This window comes from Caulobacter sp. FV2ye17ST, assembly GCF_058680955.1.
Window position 1 is genome coordinate 255,445 of record NZ_CM178727.1, and the last position, 16,727, is coordinate 272,171.

At 68.8% G+C, this 16,727-nt stretch carries 20 protein-coding genes; 13 read left to right on the plus strand and 7 right to left on the minus strand.

Annotated elements, in window-relative coordinates:
• The first annotated feature begins 45 nt into the window (after window positions 1-45).
• The 7 genes from ACW17V_RS01185 to ACW17V_RS01215 all read left to right on the plus strand — a co-directional run bounded on the left by ACW17V_RS01185 (window position 46) and on the right by ACW17V_RS01215 (window position 6,454).
• Window positions 46-408: a DUF983 domain-containing protein gene (locus ACW17V_RS01185; RefSeq protein ID WP_492107082.1), complete on the plus strand. Its 363-nt coding sequence runs from the start codon at window positions 46-48 to the stop codon at window positions 406-408.
• Window positions 401-1,108, plus strand: a complete 708-nt coding sequence (locus ACW17V_RS01190) for an SURF1 family protein (RefSeq protein ID WP_492107083.1) — start codon at window positions 401-403, stop codon at window positions 1,106-1,108. Before ACW17V_RS01185 ends, ACW17V_RS01190 begins: the two co-directional genes overlap by 8 nt.
• Complete coding sequence (gene thrC, locus ACW17V_RS01195) at window positions 1,108-2,508, plus strand: threonine synthase (RefSeq protein WP_492107084.1); 1,401 nt, start codon at window positions 1,108-1,110, stop codon at window positions 2,506-2,508. The genes ACW17V_RS01190 and thrC overlap by 1 nt, the downstream gene beginning before the upstream one ends.
• Complete coding sequence (locus tag ACW17V_RS01200; RefSeq protein WP_492107085.1) at window positions 2,505-3,776, plus strand: M16 family metallopeptidase; 1,272 nt, start codon at window positions 2,505-2,507, stop codon at window positions 3,774-3,776. The genes thrC and ACW17V_RS01200 overlap by 4 nt, the downstream gene beginning before the upstream one ends.
• Window positions 3,777-3,816: 40 nt before the next feature.
• The gene (locus tag ACW17V_RS01205; RefSeq protein WP_492107086.1) at window positions 3,817-4,395 is read left to right on the plus strand and encodes a GNAT family N-acetyltransferase; all 579 of its coding nucleotides are present in this window, start codon (window positions 3,817-3,819) and stop codon (window positions 4,393-4,395) included.
• 43 nt (window positions 4,396-4,438) lie between these two features.
• Window positions 4,439-6,106: a putative bifunctional diguanylate cyclase/phosphodiesterase gene (locus tag ACW17V_RS01210; protein ID WP_492107087.1), complete on the plus strand. Its 1,668-nt coding sequence runs from the start codon at window positions 4,439-4,441 to the stop codon at window positions 6,104-6,106.
• 63 nt (window positions 6,107-6,169) lie between these two features.
• The gene (locus ACW17V_RS01215) at window positions 6,170-6,454 is read left to right on the plus strand and encodes a hypothetical protein (protein ID WP_492107088.1); all 285 of its coding nucleotides are present in this window, start codon (window positions 6,170-6,172) and stop codon (window positions 6,452-6,454) included.
• Here the strand turns inward: ACW17V_RS01215 and ACW17V_RS01220 are convergent.
• Window positions 6,451-7,035, minus strand: a complete 585-nt coding sequence (locus tag ACW17V_RS01220) for a YqgE/AlgH family protein (protein ID WP_492107089.1) — start codon at window positions 7,033-7,035, stop codon at window positions 6,451-6,453. The two genes, ACW17V_RS01215 and ACW17V_RS01220, sit on opposite strands and share 4 nt — an antisense overlap.
• Before the next feature lie 111 nt (window positions 7,036-7,146).
• On the opposite strand from ACW17V_RS01220, the gene ACW17V_RS01225 reads away from it, so the two are divergent.
• A complete protein-coding gene (locus ACW17V_RS01225; protein WP_492107090.1) occupies window positions 7,147-7,629 on the plus strand; it encodes a peroxiredoxin in 483 nt (160 codons plus the stop codon).
• Window positions 7,630-7,820: 191 nt separating this feature from the next.
• On the opposite strand, the gene ACW17V_RS01230 is transcribed toward ACW17V_RS01225, so the two are convergent.
• Complete coding sequence (locus tag ACW17V_RS01230) at window positions 7,821-9,602, minus strand: acyl-CoA dehydrogenase family protein (protein WP_492107091.1); 1,782 nt, start codon at window positions 9,600-9,602, stop codon at window positions 7,821-7,823.
• Between the two features lie 182 nt (window positions 9,603-9,784).
• Between ACW17V_RS01230 and ACW17V_RS01235 the strand changes: the two genes are divergently transcribed.
• The 4 genes from ACW17V_RS01235 to ACW17V_RS01250 are packed head-to-tail and all read left to right on the plus strand — an operon-like array spanning window position 9,785 to window position 12,967.
• On the plus strand, window positions 9,785-10,417 hold the full coding sequence (locus ACW17V_RS01235; RefSeq protein ID WP_492107092.1) for a YceI family protein: 633 nt from the start codon (window positions 9,785-9,787) through the stop codon (window positions 10,415-10,417).
• A gap of 28 nt (window positions 10,418-10,445) precedes the next feature.
• Window positions 10,446-11,738 (plus strand): YceI family protein, encoded by a 1,293-nt coding sequence (locus ACW17V_RS01240; RefSeq protein WP_492107093.1) that lies wholly within the window; start codon window positions 10,446-10,448, stop codon window positions 11,736-11,738.
• Window positions 11,666-12,643, plus strand: coding sequence for an L-threonylcarbamoyladenylate synthase (locus tag ACW17V_RS01245; protein ID WP_492107094.1), 978 nt, complete (start codon window positions 11,666-11,668; stop codon window positions 12,641-12,643). Before ACW17V_RS01240 ends, ACW17V_RS01245 begins: the two co-directional genes overlap by 73 nt.
• Window positions 12,644-12,649: 6 nt before the next feature.
• Window positions 12,650-12,967, plus strand: a complete 318-nt coding sequence (locus ACW17V_RS01250) for a 1-deoxy-D-xylulose-5-phosphate synthase (RefSeq protein WP_419319752.1) — start codon at window positions 12,650-12,652, stop codon at window positions 12,965-12,967.
• Here the strand turns inward: ACW17V_RS01250 and ACW17V_RS01255 are convergent.
• Both ACW17V_RS01255 and ACW17V_RS01260 read right to left on the minus strand, forming a co-directional pair.
• A complete protein-coding gene (locus ACW17V_RS01255) occupies window positions 12,964-13,329 on the minus strand; it encodes a type II toxin-antitoxin system VapC family toxin (protein ID WP_492107095.1) in 366 nt (121 codons plus the stop codon). The genes ACW17V_RS01250 and ACW17V_RS01255 overlap by 4 nt on opposite strands.
• A 26-nt stretch (window positions 13,330-13,355) precedes the next feature.
• Window positions 13,356-13,640 (minus strand): type II toxin-antitoxin system VapB family antitoxin, encoded by a 285-nt coding sequence (locus ACW17V_RS01260; protein ID WP_492107096.1) that lies wholly within the window; start codon window positions 13,638-13,640, stop codon window positions 13,356-13,358.
• A gap of 67 nt (window positions 13,641-13,707) precedes the next feature.
• On the opposite strand from ACW17V_RS01260, the gene ACW17V_RS01265 reads away from it, so the two are divergent.
• On the plus strand, window positions 13,708-15,117 hold the full coding sequence (locus tag ACW17V_RS01265; RefSeq protein ID WP_492107097.1) for an FAD-binding oxidoreductase: 1,410 nt from the start codon (window positions 13,708-13,710) through the stop codon (window positions 15,115-15,117).
• Here the strand turns inward: ACW17V_RS01265 and ACW17V_RS01270 are convergent.
• The 3 genes from ACW17V_RS01270 to ACW17V_RS01280 form a co-directional block, all read right to left on the minus strand.
• Window positions 15,092-15,397: a hypothetical protein gene (locus tag ACW17V_RS01270; protein ID WP_492107098.1), complete on the minus strand. Its 306-nt coding sequence runs from the start codon at window positions 15,395-15,397 to the stop codon at window positions 15,092-15,094. The two genes, ACW17V_RS01265 and ACW17V_RS01270, sit on opposite strands and share 26 nt — an antisense overlap.
• Window positions 15,398-15,465: 68 nt before the next feature.
• Entirely contained in the window at window positions 15,466-15,768 is a 303-nt protein-coding gene (locus ACW17V_RS01275) for a transcriptional regulator (protein WP_492107099.1), read from the minus strand.
• On the minus strand, window positions 15,765-16,214 hold the full coding sequence (locus ACW17V_RS01280) for a hypothetical protein (RefSeq protein ID WP_492107100.1): 450 nt from the start codon (window positions 16,212-16,214) through the stop codon (window positions 15,765-15,767). The genes ACW17V_RS01275 and ACW17V_RS01280 overlap by 4 nt, the downstream gene beginning before the upstream one ends.
• Window positions 16,215-16,727: the final 513 nt, after the last annotated feature.

A 16,727-nucleotide genomic window follows, 5' to 3' on the forward strand; every position in this document is an offset into this window, starting at 1 on the left:
AACGCTAGACCAGCGTTCCGGGCCTTCTTCATTTCAGGAGGCTCCATGAGCCACACCAACCCCTATCTGGCCGGCGCCAGCGGTCGCTGCCCCAAGTGCGGCGAGGGCTTCCTGTTCGACGGCTTCCTGAAGATCGCCCCCACCTGCGAGGCCTGCGGTTTCGAACTGGGCCGCCACGAGACCGGCGACGGAGCTTCGACCTTCATCATCCTGATCGGCGGCAGCGTCGGCGCGTTCGGCGCGCTGTTTTCGATGTTCGCCTGGAACTGGCCGGTCTGGCTGCTGCTGCTGGTCTGGCTGCCCGTGACCCTGGCCCTCAGCCTGGGCCTGATGCGTCCGGCCAAGGGCCTGATGGTCGCCGCCCAGGTCGCCAACAAGGCCTCGGAGGCCGGACGCCGCGATGTCTGAGACCCTTCCCAAGCCGTTTGACTTCACGGCGCGGCGGCGCTTCCCGATCGGCTTGACCATCGCCGTGGCCATCGCCTTCGGCATCCTCTGCTTCCTCGGCGCCTGGCAGATCAAGCGCATGGCCTGGAAGGAAGATCTGCTGGCGCGGATCGAGACCCTGAAGACCGCCTCGGCGGTTCCCATCAACCCGGTACTGGCCGATGCGGCCAAGGGCCAGAACGTGGCCTGGACGCGGGTCAGCGTCGACTGCCGCCCGGCGTCGCTGCCGCCCCTGTCCCTGGCCTATGGCATCCGCGACGGCGACGTCGTCTGGCGCGCCCAGGCCCTGTGCGGGATCGAGGACGGCGGTCCCTATGACCTGATCCTGGTCGATCGCGGCGTGGTTACAGAACTGACCGGCCAGGTCGAGGCGCCGGCCCGCGTCTTCGCCGAGCCCGGGCAGGTCACGGGCATCCTGATCCCGCTGACCCAGCTGGGCGGCGACCGCGCCACGGCCGTGGCGGGTCTGGCCGGACGCAAGCCGGCGCCGATGGCCCTGATGGCCGAACGCGAGACCCCGGCCCCGGCCGGGATCGCCCCCGCGCCGCTGCCGGCAGAAATTTCCAATCGGCACCTCGAATACGCCCTGACGTGGTTCGGTCTTGCCGTAACCCTGCTCTTTATCTATGCCGCCATGCTCTGGCGGAGACTGAGACCCTGATGCGCTACGTTTCGACCCGCGGCGAGGCCGCCCCCATCGGATTCCTCGACGCGGTCCTGGCGGGCCTGGCCCCTGACGGCGGTCTGTATGTGCCGGCCGAGTGGCCGACCTTCACGAAAGCCGAGATCGCCGCCTTCGCTGGCCAGCCCTACGCCCAGGTCGCCGCCGCGGTGATGGGCAAGTTTGTCGGCGACGACATCCCCGCCGACGTGCTGGCCGAGATGTGCGCCGAGGCCTATGCCAGCTTCGCCCACACCGCTGTCACGCCGCTGAAGCAGCTGGGTCCCAACCGCTTCCTGCTGGAGCTGTTCCACGGCCCGACCCTGGCGTTCAAGGACGTCGCCATGCAACTGCTGGGGCGGCTGTACGACTATGTGCTGGAACGCCAGTCGCGCAAGATGACCATCATCTGCGCCACCTCCGGCGACACCGGCGGCGCGGCCGTCGAGGCCTTCCGGGGCCGCAAGAACGCCCGCATCGTGGCCCTCTTCCCGGAAGGCCGGATCAGCGAGGTCCAGCGCCGGTTCATGACCACGGCGACCGACGACAATGTCGCCTGCGTCTCGATCCAGGGCTCGTTCGACGACTGCCAGGCCATCGTCAAGGAGGCCTTCCAGGACGACCAGTTCCGCCACGCGGTCGACCTGTCGGGCGTCAACTCGATCAACTGGGCGCGGATCGCGGCCCAGAGCGTCTATTACTTCACCGCCGCCGTGGCCCTGGGCGCGCCGGAGCGTCAGGTCGCCTTCGTGGTGCCGACGGGCAATTTCGGCGACGCCTACGCCGCCTTCGTGGCCACGCGCATGGGCCTGCCGATCGCCCAGATCACCTGCGCCACCAATTCCAACGACATCCTGGCCCGCACCTTCGAGGACGGCCGCTACGCCAAGGGATCGGTCTCGGCCACCCAGAGCCCGGCCATGGACATCCAGGTGGCCTCCAACTTCGAGCGCCTGTATTTCGAGGCCGTGCGTCGCGACGGCGTCGAGACCGGCCGCGCCTTCCGGGGCTTTACCGACAGCGGCCTGATCGACATCCCGCCCAGCGCCTTCGCCACCATGCGCGAGCTGTTCCGTGGCGCGTCGGTCAGCGAGGCCGACACCGCCAAGACCATGCTCTCGACCCTGAACGAGACCGGCGAGGTCATTGACCCGCACACCGCTGTGGGCGTGGCGGCCGCCGCCGGCGTCAAGCTGGACGACCCGACCATCCCGGTGGTGGTGCTGTCCACCGCCCATCCGGCCAAGTTCCCGGAAGCCGTCGCCGCCGCCTGCGGCCTGACGCCGGCCACGCCGCGCGCCACGCCCGATCTGTCGAAAAAGCCCGAGCGCTTCGAGCGCCTGCCCGCCAGCGGCGACACGGTGAAGGCCTTCGTGCGCACCTTCGCGGCCACTTCGTGAGCGCTGTCCTCAAGACGCTGAAGAACGGCGTCCGGGTCGTCTGCGATCCGATGCCCGGCCTTGAGACCCTGGCCCTGACCGTCGTCGCCGGTCGCGGCGCGGCCCACGAGGATGTCCCCCAGTCCGGCTGGTCGCACCTGCTGGAGCACATGGTCTTCAAGGGGGCCGGATCGCGCAGCTCGCGCGACATCGTCGAGGTCATCGAAAGCCAGGGCGGCTCGATCAACGCCGCCACCGGCTATGAGCGCACCAGCTTCCAGGTGCGGGCGCTGAAAGGCGGCCTGGACCTGGGCATGGACGTCATCGCCGACCTGCTGCTGCGCCCCACCCTCGACGAGGCCGACCTGACCCGCGAAAAGCAGGTGGTGCTGCAGGAGATCGCCGAGGCAGCCGACGCGCCCGACGACTATGTCTTCGACCTGATCCAGCGCGCGGCCTGGGGTCAGCACCCGGTGGCCCGCCCGATCCTGGGCTCGGTCGAGAGCGTCAATGCCGCCACCAACGCCGCCCTGTCCGACTGGCGGGGCGCGCTGTACGCCCCCGACCGGCTGGTGATCAGCGCCACCGGCGCGGTCAGCGAGACCGAGCTGATGGCCGCCGCCGAGCGCGCGTTTGGCGGCGTGCCGGTGCGCGAGAGCCTGGCCGAACCCGCCGCCGCGCCGTTCGTGGGCGGCCACGAGGGCGAGGTGCGCAAGCTGGAACAGTCGCATCTGGTGTTCATGCTGCCGGCCTGCGGCGCGCGCGAGCAGGACTATTTCGCCCTGCGGATCTTCGCCGAATGCCTGGGGGGCGGCATGTCGTCGCGCCTGTTCCAGGAGGCCCGCGAGAAGCGCGGTCTGGCCTACAATATCGACGCCTATTCCGACACCTATGCCGATCACGGGGCGCTGGGCATCTATGCCGGCTGCGCGGCCGGCAACGCGGTCGAGACCGCCAGGGTCTGCGCCGAGCAGCTGGTCGCCCTGGCCCGCCACATCGAGCCGGCCGAGCTGGCCCGCGCCAAGGCCCAGCTGAAGGCGCACATGTTCATGGCCCGCGAGGCGGCGCTGTCGCGCGCCGAGCAGTCGGCCGGCCAGGTGCTGCTGTTCGATCGCCTGTATCCGCCGGCCGAACTGGCCTTCGAGGTCGACGCCGTCACCCCGGCCGATGTGGCGCGGCTGGGTCAGCGTCTGCTGGACTCGCGGCGTTGCGCCACCGCCATCCTGGGCGCCAAGTCGGCACTGAAGGCCGGTCCCGCCTTCGAGAAGGCCTTGTTCGCGGCCGCCTGATCGCCGAATCTCGCGCCCCTTCGCGTCCGCTGGAGTTCAAGTGTCGACCCTTCTGCAGCTGTTCCGCGCCAGACCCGGCCTCAAGCTTCAGGGCAGCGGCGTCTATCTGCGCCCGCCGCGCGTGTCGGACCATCGCGCCTGGGCCGACCTGCGACGGGCGTCGCGCAGCTTCCTGGAGCCCTGGGAGCCGACCTGGCTGGAGGATGACCTGGGCCGCCGGTCCTTCCGCGCCCGGCTGGGCGCCTATGCCCGCGAACTGGAGACTGGCGAGGCCTGGCCGTTCTTCGTGTTCCGCAAGAGCGACGACGCCCTGATCGGCGCGGTGCGGCTGTTTCACGTCCGCCGCGGTGTGTCGCTCAGCGGCACGGTCGGCTACTGGCTGGGCCAGCCCTATGCGCGCCAGGGCCACATGACCGACGCCGTCGCCACCGTCATCCGCTTCGCCTTCGACGGCCTGGGGCTTCACCGGCTGGAGGCCGCCTGCATGCCGGAAAACGCCGCCTCGGCCGCTCTTCTGCTGAAATGCGGCTTTTCCGAGGAGGGTTATGCCCCAGCTTATTTGAAAATTAACGGCGAGTGGCGAGATCATCGTCTGTTCGGACTTGTCGCGCGATCCTAGCGCGGGGCCGGACAAAAGACGCCGAGGTGGCGTGGGATCGAGTATGTCGTTTCGGGCTACGGACCGTAAGATCTGGGACACGACCGCCACGCTGGAAGCGTTGGGCGCGGCCGATGTCGCCCTGTGGGTCTGGGAGCCTGAAGCCGACCGCCTGAGGGTCAATGGCGCCGCCCGCGCGCTGGGCCTTGGCCCGCTGGCCCCCGAATGTTCCTCCGCCGCCTTCCGCGCCCTGGCCCTGCCGCAGGACCGCGCCCAGGCCGAGGAAGTGCTGAAGTTCCGCGAGCCCGGCTCGGAAGTCATGGCGCGCCTGCGCATGCGCGGCTTCGAAACCTGCATCTGGCGGGGCGTGTGGCTGGAGGAGGGCGTGCGCGCCGCCGGCGTCGTCGCCCCCGAAGTGAAATTCGCCGCGTCCGAGCGCTGCGACCTGACCGGCCTGCTGGATCGCAAGAGCTTCATCGCCCGCGCCCGCGAGCGGCTGCGCCACGAGGGCGTGCATGAGCTGGTGGTCGCTGATGTCGATCGCCTGCGCCGCCTGAACGAGGCCCTGGGCCACGAACGCGCCGACCTGGTGCTGGCCGCCCTGGGCTCGCGCCTGGCCGCCGCCTTCCCTAGCGGTTCGATCATGGGCCGCATCGGCGAGGACGAGTTCGCCGTGCTGTGCGAGCCCAAGGGCTTCGAGCCGGCCGAGCTGCTGCGCAGCGCCCTGGAACAGCCGCTGCGCGTCGCCGGCTTCGACATCCATCCCACCCTGTCGATCGGGGCCGTGAACGCCGAGGGCGGCGAGGACGCTCCCGAGGCCACCGAACTGCTGCGGCGCGCCGAACTGGCCGTCGAGGCCGCGTCCTCGGCCGGTCGCGGCGGCGCCGCCGCCTATGGCCGCTCGATGGAGACCGACGGCCTGTCGCGCCTGGCGCTGGAGGCCGACCTGCGCGGCGCCATCGCCCGCGGCGAGATCACCCCCTATTTCCAGCCCGTCGTGCGCCTGTCGACCGGCGCGCTGTCGGGCTTCGAAGCCCTGGCCCGTTGGCTGCACCCGCGTCGCGGCATGCTGCCGCCCGACGAATTCCTCCCGCTGATCGAGGAAATGGGCCTGATGAGCGAGCTGGGCGAGCACATGATGCGCACCGCCGGCGCGCAGCTGGCCGCCTGGCGCCGCAGCCATCCGGCCGTGGGCGCCCTGACCGTCAGCGTCAATCTCTCGACCGGTGAGATCGACCGTCCAGGCCTGGTCAATGACGTGGCCGAGGTGCTGCGGGTCAACAACCTGCCGCGCGGCGCCCTGAAGCTGGAAGTCACCGAAAACGACATCATGCGCGACCCCGAGCGGGCCGCCGTGATCCTGCGCACCCTGCGCGAGGCCGGCGCCGGCCTGGCGCTGGACGATTTCGGCACCGGCTTCTCGTCGCTGCAATATCTGACGCGCCTGCCGTTCGACACGCTGAAGATCGACCGCTATTTCGTCCGCACCATGGGCGGCAATCCCGGCTCGGCCAAGATCGTCCGCTCGGTGGTCAAGCTGGGTCAGGACCTGGATCTGGAAGTCGTCGCCGAAGGCGTCGAGAACGCCGAAATGGCCGCCGCCCTGCAGGCCCTGGGTTGCGACTATGGCCAGGGCTTCGGCTATGCGCCGGCCCTGTCGCCGCAGGAGGCCGAGGTCTACCTCAACGAGGCCTATGTGGATGGCGCCGCGCCGGTGAAGGCGCGCGGGTAATCCTTAGGTTGACCTACGCCGCTGTAGATCTACCTTGAGCGCGCTCAACGCTGGCCGAGATCCATGGGAACGTCGATGTGGCCGCGGCTTCTCGCCGATCGTCGTAAGGCGTTTCAGTTGCTGCTCATTGTCGTGATCGTGGCGCTGTTCATTGCCAGTTTCGTCGTCGGCTTTGAGTTTCACAGTGCGCCTGACAAGGCCGCCGGGGCGACTTATCCGATCATGTCGGATTCTGGCGTGGTCTATACGACCGGTGTCGCGGCTCTGATTTCCTGGTCCAAGTTCGTGCTGTTTGGCTTGTTGTTCCTGCTCCAGCTCAAGCCTGGCAAGGGCTCGCGCACCGACTAAGCCCGGCCCGCCTGCGACGACAGGTGATCCGCGCTGATCCCCAGCTTGGCCAGGGCCCGCGTCCACTTGTGCTCGTGGTCGTCGTCGAACAGCAGCTCTTCGTCGGCGTCGCAGACCAGCCAGATATTGTCGCGCACCTCCTGCTCCAGCTGGCCGGGGCCCCAGCCGGCATAGCCCAGGGCCAGGATCGCGCGGCGGGGATGGTGGATCTGGCTGCCCATGGCGTCCAGCACGTCGCGGGTGGCGGTCAGGGCCAGGCCGTCGTGCAGGTGCAGGGTCGAGTCGGGCGAATTGAAGTCGTCGGTGTGCAGCACGAAGCCGCGCTCCAGCTCGACCGGACCGCCCAGCAGGACGAGGTTGTTCTGGGTCTTGATCTCGGAGCGCACGCCCAGCTTGTCGAGCAGCTCGAACACCGTCAGGCCCTCGACCGGGCGATTGACCGTGATGGCCATGGCCTGCTCTTCATCGTGGGCGCACATGTAGAGGACCGCGCGTTCGAAGCGTTCGTCCTCGATGCCCGGCATGGCCACCAGCAGGCGCCCGGCCAGGAAGTCCGCCTCGTCATGCGTGTCGCGGTTCATGGACACAGGATCGGGATAGAACGCGACGGTTTCAAGTCCAACCTTGGGGTTGGCGCGTTGTCGTCGGACCTATATTCGATTTGCGCACTCTCAAACGACAGGACCAAGCCCATGACGATCAAGGTTGGCGACAAGCTTCCCGCGGCGACTTTCATGACCAGCACGGCCGAAGGCCCCGCGCCGGTCACCACCGATGACCTGTTCAAGGGCAAGACCGTGGCCCTGTTCGCCGTTCCCGGCGCCTTCACCCCCACCTGCTCGGCCAAGCACCTGCCGGGCTTCAAGGACCACGCCGCCGAGTTCAAGGCCAAGGGCGTCGATACGATCGCCTGCGTCTCGGTCAACGACCTGTTCGTGATGAAGGCCTGGGGCAAGGACCAGGGCATCACCGACGAGGTTCTGCTGCTGGCCGACGGCAATGGCGACTTCACCCGCGCCGTGGGCCTGGACTTCGACGGCTCCAAGTTCGGCATGGGCTCGCGCTCGCAGCGCTATTCGCTGATCGCCAAGGACGGCGTCGTGACCTCGCTGAACGTCGAAGAGGGCGGGGAATTCAAGGTCTCGTCGGCGGACTACATGCTGGGCCAGCTGTAGGGATCTGTAGAATAGCCCTCCCCCTGCTGGGGGAGGGCTATCGCCTATGACTAAAAATGGTTGTCATCCCGGACAAGCGCGAAGCGCGCAGATCCGGGACCGACGCGTGAACGCAGGCGCTTCCGGCGGTCCCGGATCTGCGCCCAGCTTTCGCCGGGCTTGTCCGGGATGACAGGCTTTTTGCTTCTACGCTAAGCCCCCAGCATCTCCGGCGTCGTCGCTTCCAGATCCGCCGCGCCCAGCATGACCCCGGCCACCTGCCCGGGAACCTGGGCCAGCACGCTTTCGGCATAGATCCGCGCCAGGGCCAGCCGGGTCGAGAGCCAGCCGGCGTCGCCTTCACCGGCCGCGATGGCCGCCGAGGCCGCCAGGCCGCCCTTGGCCAGCATCCAGCCGCCGACCACATCGCCCAGCAGTTGCAGATAGGCCGTGGCGCCCGACAGCGCGTCGGGCATGGCCCGCGCCCGGCGCTCGATCAGCCAGGCCGTGGCGGCGCTGGCGGCGTCCAGGCCGGTCTCCAGACGCTTGGCCAGCGTGCCGAAGGCCGGATCGCCGGCCGCGTTCAGGGCGTCGATCGTGTCGCGGATATCGTCCATCAGGTCGCCGATCGCCTGGCCTTCGCCGAGGGCGAGCTTGCGGCCGATCAGGTCGATGGCCTGGATGCCGTTGGTGCCTTCATAGATCGGGGCGATGCGGGCGTCGCGATAGTGCTGGGCCGCGCCGGTCTCCTCGATGAAGCCCATGCCGCCGTGGATCTGCACGCCCATGGACGCCACCTCGACGCCCATGTCGGTGGACCAGGCCTTGGCGATCGGGGTCAGCAGTTCCTCGCGCAGCTTGGCGGCCGCGCGCTGGTCCTCGGTGGCGCCGTGGCTGGCCAGGTCGGCGGCGACGCCGGTCGACAGGCAGATGCCCCGCGCCGCCTCGATCCGGGCCTTCATCAGCATCAGGGTGCGGCGCACGTCGGGATGGTCGAACAGTCGGGCTGCGTTCTCGCCGGTCCAGGCCGAGCGGCCCTGGCGGCGTTCCAGCGAGAAGGCCAGGGCTTGCTGATAGGCGCGCTCGGCGATGGCCACGCCTTGCGTCCCGACCTGCAGGCGCGCGGCGTTCATCATCGTGAACATGTGGGCCAGACCCTTGCCCAGCTCGCCGACCAGCTCGGCCCTGGCGCCCTCGAAAAGCATCACGCAGGTGGGCGAGCCGTGGATGCCCAGCTTGTGCTCCAGGCCGCCGACCCGCACGGCGTTGGCCGCGCCCAGGGCGCCGTCCTCGCCGACCAGGACCTTGGGGGCCAGGAACAGCGAGATGCCCTTCACGCCGGGCGGGGCGTCCGGCGTGCGGGCTAGAACCAGGTGGACGATGTTGTCGGCGACGTCGTGGTCGCCCCAGGTGATGTAGATTTTCTGGCCCGTGATCCGCCAGCCGCCGTCGCCGTCCGGCGTGGCCATCGTGGTGATCGAGCCCAGGTCCGAGCCCGACTGCGGCTCGGTCAGGTTCATGGTGCCGGTCCATTCACCCGACACCAGCCGGGGCAGATACAGGGCCTTCTGGCTGTCGGAGCCGTGATGGGCCAGGGCCTCGATGGCGCCCAGGGTCAGCATCGGGCAAAGGCCGAACGCCATGTTGGCGGCCTGGAACATCTCGAAGACACCGACTTCCAGACTCTTGGGCAGGCCCTGGCCGCCGTGATCGGGGTGGGCCGCCAGACCGTTCCAGCCACCTTCCGCGAACTGCCGGTAGGCGTCGCCAAAGCCCGGCGCGGCGCGGACCTTGCCGTTCTCCAGAGTCGCGCCGACCAGATCGCCCTTGCGGTTCAGCGGCGCCAGGATGTCGCTGGCCAGGGCGCCGGCGCCCTCGAGCACGGCCTCGACGATGTCGGCGTCGGCCTCGGGAAAGGCGGCGGCCAGACGGTCGAAGCCGGCGGCGTGCCGCAGGGAGAAGGCGATGTCGCGAACAGGCGCGCGGAAAGTCATGGACAACGAAGCTCCATAGGATCGGCGTTCTGTTTAGGCGGGTGGGCCGGCGACGCCAAGTGGATGGCGGGTTCGTTCAAGAAGTCACGGCTTCGTGATGTTATGCCCCTTTAACCGGAGCGTTGACGTCTTAAGTCGAAGCAATCGTAACCGCAGCGATCACAGTTTTGGAGCCACCCACCATGACCCGCCCCTTCGCCTACGCCGCGCTCGCCGTCGCGCTGATCACGGCGCCCGCCGCCCTGGCCGCGCCGGGTGTCACCTCGACCAAGCCCGCCGACCTGCCGGCCGGCAACTACGTGCTCGACAAGACCCACGCGTCGCTGACCGCCAAGCTGACCCATATGGGCTTTTCGCACTACACCCTGCGCTTCACCAAGCTGGACGCCAGCTTCACCTATGATCCCAAGGCGCCGGAAGCCTCCAAGATCACCGTTACGGTCGACCCCGCCTCGATCGACACCTCGACGGGCGCTGACGCCTTCGGCCTGAAGTTCAACAAGGAACTGGCCGGCGACGGCTGGCTGGAAGCGGCCAAGTATCCGACCATCACCTTCGTCTCGACCAAGGTCGATGTGGGCGACGGCAAGACCGGCAAGGTCACCGGCGACCTGACCTTCCATGGCGTGACCAAGCCGGTGGTGCTGGACGTCACGTTCAACGGCGTCGGCGGCAGCTTCATGCCCGGCAGCGTCAAGACCGGCTTTTCGGCCTCGACCACGATCAAGCGCTCCGAGTTCGGGGTTTCCAAGTACGTCCCGATGGTTTCCGATGACGTGACGCTGAACATCGAAGTCGAGTTCGACAAGAAGTAGTCTGATCAGACCGAATCTGGAGAGCCTGATGGCCGCGACACGCACGCGCTACACGACGGTGGCGATCGTCATTCACTGGCTGATCGCCGCGGCCATCATCTTCCAGATCATCCTGGGCTGGAGGGCGGGGGACGGTCCCAAGGGACCGGAGACCTTCGCCCTCTTCCAGCTGCACAAGTCGATCGGGATCACCATCCTGCTGCTCAGCCTGTTCCGGCTGGCCTGGAAGCTGACCCACAAATCCCCCCCGCCGCCGGTGGGCCAGCCCAACTGGGAACGCATCGCCTCGCAAGTGGTGCACTGGGGCTTCTATGTGATCATGATCGGCCTGCCGCTGACGGGCTGGATCATCGTCTCGGCCAGCCGCACCAACATCCCGACCTTGCTGTTCGGGGTGGTTCCCTGGCCGCACCTGCCGCTGCTGCCCGACCTCGCGGAAGGCGCCAAGCACGTCTGGCACGAGATCGGCGAGATCGGTCACGGCCTGCTGGTCAAGACCACCTATCTGCTGCTGCTGCTGCACCTGGGCGCGGTGGCCAAGCACCAGATTCTCGATCGCGACGCGGTGTTCAGCCACATGACGCCCGGCGCCAAACCGGGCTGGAAAGAGCCGCGCGCCTGGCTGGCCGCCGCCGGCCTCGCGGCCGTGATCGCCGCCGGCTATCTCTACAGCCCGGCCGTCAAGCCGGTGGCCGCGCCGGTGGTCGCCGAGGAGCCTGTTGACGCCCCGCTCGCCCCGGTCGCTGCACCCGCAACGCCTGAGGCCGCGGCCACGCCGGCCGAGGCCGCCGCCGCGCCGGTCGCGGATCCGGCCCTGAAGGACCCCGTGGCCTGGACGGTGGCCAAGGGCGGCAAGCTCGGCTTCACCGCCACCTGGTCAGGCGACGCCCTGGAGGGCAGCTTCACCCGCTGGACCGCCGACATCCTGTTTTCACCCGAGGCCCTGGATCGCTCGAAGCTGACCGTCAGCATCGACACGGCCTCGGCCCAGACCGGCGACGCTCAGCGCGACGAGAGCCTGCCCAGCGGCGACTTCTTCGACAGCGCCAGCCACCCGAAGGCGACGTTCACGGCCGCCAAGTTCCGCAAGACCGGCGAGGGCCGCTATATCGCCGACGGCACCCTGGACCTGCGCGGCGTGAAGAAGCCGCTCAGCCTGCCGTTCAGCCTGAAGATCGACGGCGACACGGCCACGGCGCGCGGTGTAACCACCCTCGACCGGACGATGTTCGGGGTCGGACAGGGCGAATGGGCGAGTACGGATCAGATCGCGGCGAAGGTGAAGGTCAGCTTCTCGCTGAAGGCGACGCGCAAGTCGTAGAGGCCGCGCGCGCGCTGGCCGCCGGCCAGCTCGTGCTGCTGCCCACCGAGACCGTCTATGGCCTGGGCGCCGACGCGGCCAATCCGGCGGCCGTGGCGGCGATCTTCGAGGCCAAGGGGCGGCCGCGCTTCAACCCGCTGATCGCCCATGTGGCCGACGTCGAGACCGCCGCGCGGATCGCCGTCTTCGACGAACGGGCCCTGGCTTTGGCCCAGGCGTTCTGGCCGGGGCCGCTGACGCTGGTCGCCCCGATCCGCGACGTTTCGGCGGTCTGTGATCTGGCCCGCGCGGGGCTCGACACCGTGGCCATCCGCGTGCCCGGTCATCCGCTGGCGCGCGCCGTGCTGGCGGCGTTCGGCGGGCCGGTGGTCGCGCCGTCGGCCAACCGCTCGGGCCGGCCCAGCCCCACCACCCATGCCGACGCCTTTGCCGAGACCGGCGCCGCCTGCGCCGTCACCCTGGACGGCGGTCCCTGCGACGTCGGCCTGGAATCCACCGTCGTCGCCGTGCTGGACGGCCCGCCCCGCCTGCTGCGTCCCGGCGCCGTGACCCGCGCCCAGCTGGAGGCCGTGGTCGGCCCCCTGGCCGAGGCCGAGAACGACGCCAAGCGCTCGCCCGGCCGCCTGGCTCTGCACTACGCGCCCGACGCGCCGGTGCGCATCAACGCCGCCGCGCCCCTCGCCGGCGAGGCGTTCCTGGCCTTCGGGCCCTGGCCGGCGGGGGAGGGCGTGTTCAATCTCAGCCCCACCGGTATGCTGAGCGAAGCCGCCGCCAACCTGTTCTCGTTCCTGCGCGCCGCCGATCGGACCAGGCCTGTCGGCATCGCCGTGGCGACCATCCCGGCCGAAGGTCTGGGCGAGGCGATCAATGACCGGCTTAGACGTGCGGCCGGGTTCGTGGGATAGAGGCCGATGAAATTCAAGATCATGTACCTCGAGGACAAGTCCAAGGGCCTGAACGGTCCCGCCCGCATCGGTCGGGTGGGGTCATCCAAGACCGGCGAGACCCTCTACTATGCCGGCCGCTCGTTCGAGGCCCTGCGCAATTCGGGCCTGAAGGCCAATTTCCGCGACATCGAGACCGGCCAACCCTTCTGGATCGCCAAGGCCCGCAAGGACGGCGGCGACCGGCTCTACAAGGGCGCGGGCGATCCGGCCGTGATCGACGACGACGCGCGCGAGGAATACTGGAGCAAGATCCGGGGCATTCCCGATCCTGACCTGGGCTAGTCCAGCGCCGAGCGCACGTCGGTGAGCGGAAAGTCGTCGCCCTTGTACAGCAGGGGCGCATCCAGCGATTTTGCCAGAGCGTAGGCGAAGCAGTCGGCGAGATTGAGCTTGGCCGGGTGGCGGCCCTTGCCGAATTTCAGATAGGCGTCGAGGGCGACCGCGTCGACCACGGGCCCGGACGCGATGCGCACCCGATAGCTGGCGAGCCATTCGTCAAAGGCTGCGCGCGAAACGAAATGGCCCCGGCCCGTCAGGACAATGCCTGTTTCGACATAGTTCATCGGCGAAATGAGGATCTCGTCGGCGGCTTCCATGACGTCGATGAAGGTTGCGCGATCGGCTTCGAAGGTCCCGATGGCCACGAGCGCTGAGCTATCAATGACGATCCTCACGAGCCCGACACGTCATAGCCGGGAATTTCGTTGATCTCGTCGAAGTCGGCCTTGGTGATCGGCGGCAGAAGGCCCGCCAGAGCCGCCGGGGTCAGATACTTCTTCGTGATCGCATCCATCTCCGCGACGCTCCGGGGGCGATGAGGGCGAACCTCGCTCCGTTTGCTGGCCAGTCGTTCCCGCACGGCGATCTCAACCGCCGTGGTCAGGCTCTCGCCGGTCAGAGCGGCCAACTCGCGCACCGCGCGCTCGGCCTCGGGGTTCTTGATCAGGATGCCCATGTCGGTCTCCGTATAGACCGCAGTATATACTGACAGCGGCCCCTCACAAAGCGTATCCTCCCGCCCCATGACCAAGCCCGTTCCCGCCGACACCCTGTCCCGCCTCAAGGCCGTGCTCGGCGAGGGCGGATGGAGTGAAGATCCCGCCCGCCTCGAGCCCAAGCTGGTCGAATGGCGGGGCCGCTGGCGGGGCGAGACGCCGCTGCTGGTGATGCCGCGCACCACCGGCGAGGTCGCCGCCGTGGTCGGCATCTGCGCCGCCGATGGCGTGGCGATCACGCCGCAGGGCGGCAATACCGGGCTGGTGGCCGGCCAGATCCCGCACGGCGAGATCCTGCTCTCCACCGAAAAGCTGCGGGCCGTGCGCGATGTCGATGGCCTGGACGACGTCATGGTGCTGGAGGCCGGCGTCACCCTGTCCCAGGCCCATGAGGAAGCCGCCAAGGTCGGTCGCCGGTTCACGGTGGGGGTCGCCTCGGAGGGCTCATGCACGATCGGCGGCCTGGTCTCGACCAATGCCGGCGGCACCGCCGTGCTACGCTACGGCATGATGCGCGAGCAGGTGCTGGGCCTGGAGGCCGTGCTGCCCAATGGCGAGATCTGGAACGGCCTGAAACGCCTGCGCAAGGACAATACCGGCTACGACCTCAAGCAACTGCTGATCGGGGCCGAGGGCACGCTGGGCGTGGTCACCGCCGCCAGCCTCAAGCTGCACCCGCTGCTGGCCTCGCGCGCCGTGGCGATCGTCGGCCTGGGCTCGCCGGCCGACGCCATCCAGCTGCTGGCCCGCGCCAAGGACGAGACGGGCGGGGCGGTCGAGGCCTTCGAGCTGATGGGCCGGCTGGGCTTTGAGCTGACGGTGCGCAACGTGCCGGGCCTGCGCGATCCGCTGCCGTCGATCCATCCTTGGTACGTGCTGATCGAGATCGCCAGCGGCGAGCCCGGCGCGGCCGAGGCGGCGCTGGAGCGGCTGCTGACCAGCGCCCTGGAGCGCGGCCTGATCAGCGACGCGGCCGTGGCCCAGACCCAGACCCAGATGAAGGCCTTCTGGCATATCCGCGAGGGCCACTCGGCCGGCCAGAAACCCGAGGGCGCGGCCTGGAAGCATGATGTCAGCGTGCCGGTGTCGCAGATCCCGGTCTTCATCGAGCGCGCCAACGCCGCCATCGCCAAGGCCTATCCGGGCACGCGCATCGTCGCCTTCGGCCATGTGGGCGACGGCAATGTCCACTATGACGTGCTGCGGCCCGTCGGCGGCGACGAGGACGCCCACGAGGCCCTGCGCGACGCCGGCGCGAAGATCGTCCACGACATCACCGCCCAGATGCACGGCTCGATCAGCGCCGAGCACGGCCTGGGGGCGATGAAGACGGCCGAGGCTCTGGGCTACAAGGATCCCGTCGAGGTCACGGCCCTGCGGGCCATTCGCTCGGCGCTGGACCCCCGGCGGATCATGAACCCGCGCGTGCTCTTCTAGCCCGCAGCGCGGCCACGATCGCGATCACCGCGCCCAGCGGGATCACCGCCTTGTGGAAGCCGGCCATATGGCCGGGACCCAGCAGGTTGATGGCCAACGGAATAAAGCCCCAGCGGCCCGTGTCGATCTGCATCCAGAACGCGCCGACCCCGACCAGGCTGACCAGACACCACAGGACGCGAAAGCGCAGGGCCTTGGTCGCGGCGACCAGGATCAGCGCGACGACCATCGGGATCGGCCAGGCGAGGGCGGCGAGGTGGGCGAGGGCTTGGGGTGTCATGGGGGCTGCCAGAAGACGGGCGCGCAACCTCGTCGAGGCGCGCGCCGCTGTCCAGTCTTCCCGACGGTTCAGACCGCCAGGCCGCTCGCGCCCGCCATCAGGGCTTTCAGCGCCGCCAGATGCCCCTTCAGCGCCTTGCGGCCGGCGCCGGTCAGGCTGAGCCAGGTGCGGACCCGGCCATCGGACGGGGTCTTGCGGATCTTCAGATAGCCGGCTTCCTCCAGCGTCTTGATGTGCTTGCTCAGCACTGACTCGCTGACATCCAGGGCCTCGCGGATCGTGGCGAAGTCGATGGTGTCGACGCCGGCCAGCATGCAGCACATCTGCAGGCGGTTTGGCGCGTGGATCACGGGGTCGAGGCCGATGCTCACAGGCTGCCGCCGTCGCGCAGGTCGCGGCGGAAGGCGGCCTCCCAGAGGAAGCCCCCGGCGGTGGTGATCACGGCGCTGACCCCGCCGCCCAGGACCATGGCCCAGGTCACCCCGGCGGACCTGTAGAGCCACAGCGAGCCCCACATGATGAGCGTTACCGTCACCGCCAGTCCGATGGCGACGACGCGGGTTCGCCCGGGTCGATAGCCGTTGATCCACAGGCCGGTATGCTTCTTGTAGGCCGCCATCAGCATGACAAGGCCGATGCTGAAGACGGCGTAGTAGGCGCCCAGAAAGGTCAGTTCCGAGCCCTGGACCGCGATGAGGCCGCCGACCATCAGGCCCAGAGCAGGATGATACCAGATCGGCGCCACGGCGCGTTTGGCCAATTCGGCATTGGCGGCCTGGACCTCGGCCAACATGCGGCTGGCGTCAGGGTCGGTCATTCTCGTTTCTCCACTTTCCATGTTGGAAAGTTATTGGAGACTTTCCAGATTGGCAAGTAGAAACTTTCCAGCTCGGAAAGTGAGGCGGCGCCGGTCGCGCTCCCAAGTCCTCCCCCTGAAGGGGGAGGCGGCCGGAGGCCGGAGGGGGAAGACCGCAAGGACTCAGCAGTGACTTCCCCCTCCGTCGGCCCAAAGGGCCGACCCCTCCCCCTTCAGGGGGAGGACTTGAGGGGATACGCCGCGCTCTATCCCCGTTCTTCCCGAAACAAACCCCAGCGAGATCAACGCCTTGTAAAAAACCTGATCGCGCAAATCAGACGCGCTGAAACCTCCCGTATTCTGTAGCCACCTCGTCGCGAGGAAAGGGCGCAAGGCCAGCGACCATTGCGGCGGCGGGGGGTGATCGAGCGGGACGGGGGTCGAGGGGGATACTCGACCGGTCCGGGGATCTGGTTGCTGGCCAGACCCGCCCGCCGTGGGCGTGGATGAGGACAGACGGGTGTGTTCATTAGT

Coding starts and splice junctions, on each gene's coding strand:
- ACW17V_RS01185 (WP_492107082.1), top strand. CDS start 46: ATGAGCCACACCAACCCCTATCTGGCCGGCGCCAGCGGTCGCTGCCCC.
- ACW17V_RS01230 (WP_492107091.1), bottom strand. CDS start 9,602: ATGACTTTCCGCGCGCCTGTTCGCGACATCGCCTTCTCCCTGCGGCAC.
- ACW17V_RS01215 (WP_492107088.1), top strand. CDS start 6,170: ATGGGAACGTCGATGTGGCCGCGGCTTCTCGCCGATCGTCGTAAGGCG.
- ACW17V_RS01260 (WP_492107096.1), bottom strand. CDS start 13,640: ATGGGCATCCTGATCAAGAACCCCGAGGCCGAGCGCGCGGTGCGCGAG.
- ACW17V_RS01235 (WP_492107092.1), top strand. CDS start 9,785: ATGACCCGCCCCTTCGCCTACGCCGCGCTCGCCGTCGCGCTGATCACG.
- ACW17V_RS01210 (WP_492107087.1), top strand. CDS start 4,439: ATGTCGTTTCGGGCTACGGACCGTAAGATCTGGGACACGACCGCCACG.
- ACW17V_RS01280 (WP_492107100.1), bottom strand. CDS start 16,214: ATGACCGACCCTGACGCCAGCCGCATGTTGGCCGAGGTCCAGGCCGCC.
- ACW17V_RS01270 (WP_492107098.1), bottom strand. CDS start 15,397: ATGACACCCCAAGCCCTCGCCCACCTCGCCGCCCTCGCCTGGCCGATC.
- ACW17V_RS01190 (WP_492107083.1), top strand. CDS start 401: ATGTCTGAGACCCTTCCCAAGCCGTTTGACTTCACGGCGCGGCGGCGC.
- ACW17V_RS01220 (WP_492107089.1), bottom strand. CDS start 7,035: ATGAACCGCGACACGCATGACGAGGCGGACTTCCTGGCCGGGCGCCTG.
- ACW17V_RS01250 (WP_419319752.1), top strand. CDS start 12,650: ATGAAATTCAAGATCATGTACCTCGAGGACAAGTCCAAGGGCCTGAAC.
- ACW17V_RS01265 (WP_492107097.1), top strand. CDS start 13,708: ATGACCAAGCCCGTTCCCGCCGACACCCTGTCCCGCCTCAAGGCCGTG.
- ACW17V_RS01240 (WP_492107093.1), top strand. CDS start 10,446: ATGGCCGCGACACGCACGCGCTACACGACGGTGGCGATCGTCATTCAC.
- ACW17V_RS01225 (WP_492107090.1), top strand. CDS start 7,147: ATGACGATCAAGGTTGGCGACAAGCTTCCCGCGGCGACTTTCATGACC.
- thrC (WP_492107084.1), top strand. CDS start 1,108: ATGCGCTACGTTTCGACCCGCGGCGAGGCCGCCCCCATCGGATTCCTC.
- ACW17V_RS01245 (WP_492107094.1), top strand. CDS start 11,666: ATGGGCGAGTACGGATCAGATCGCGGCGAAGGTGAAGGTCAGCTTCTC.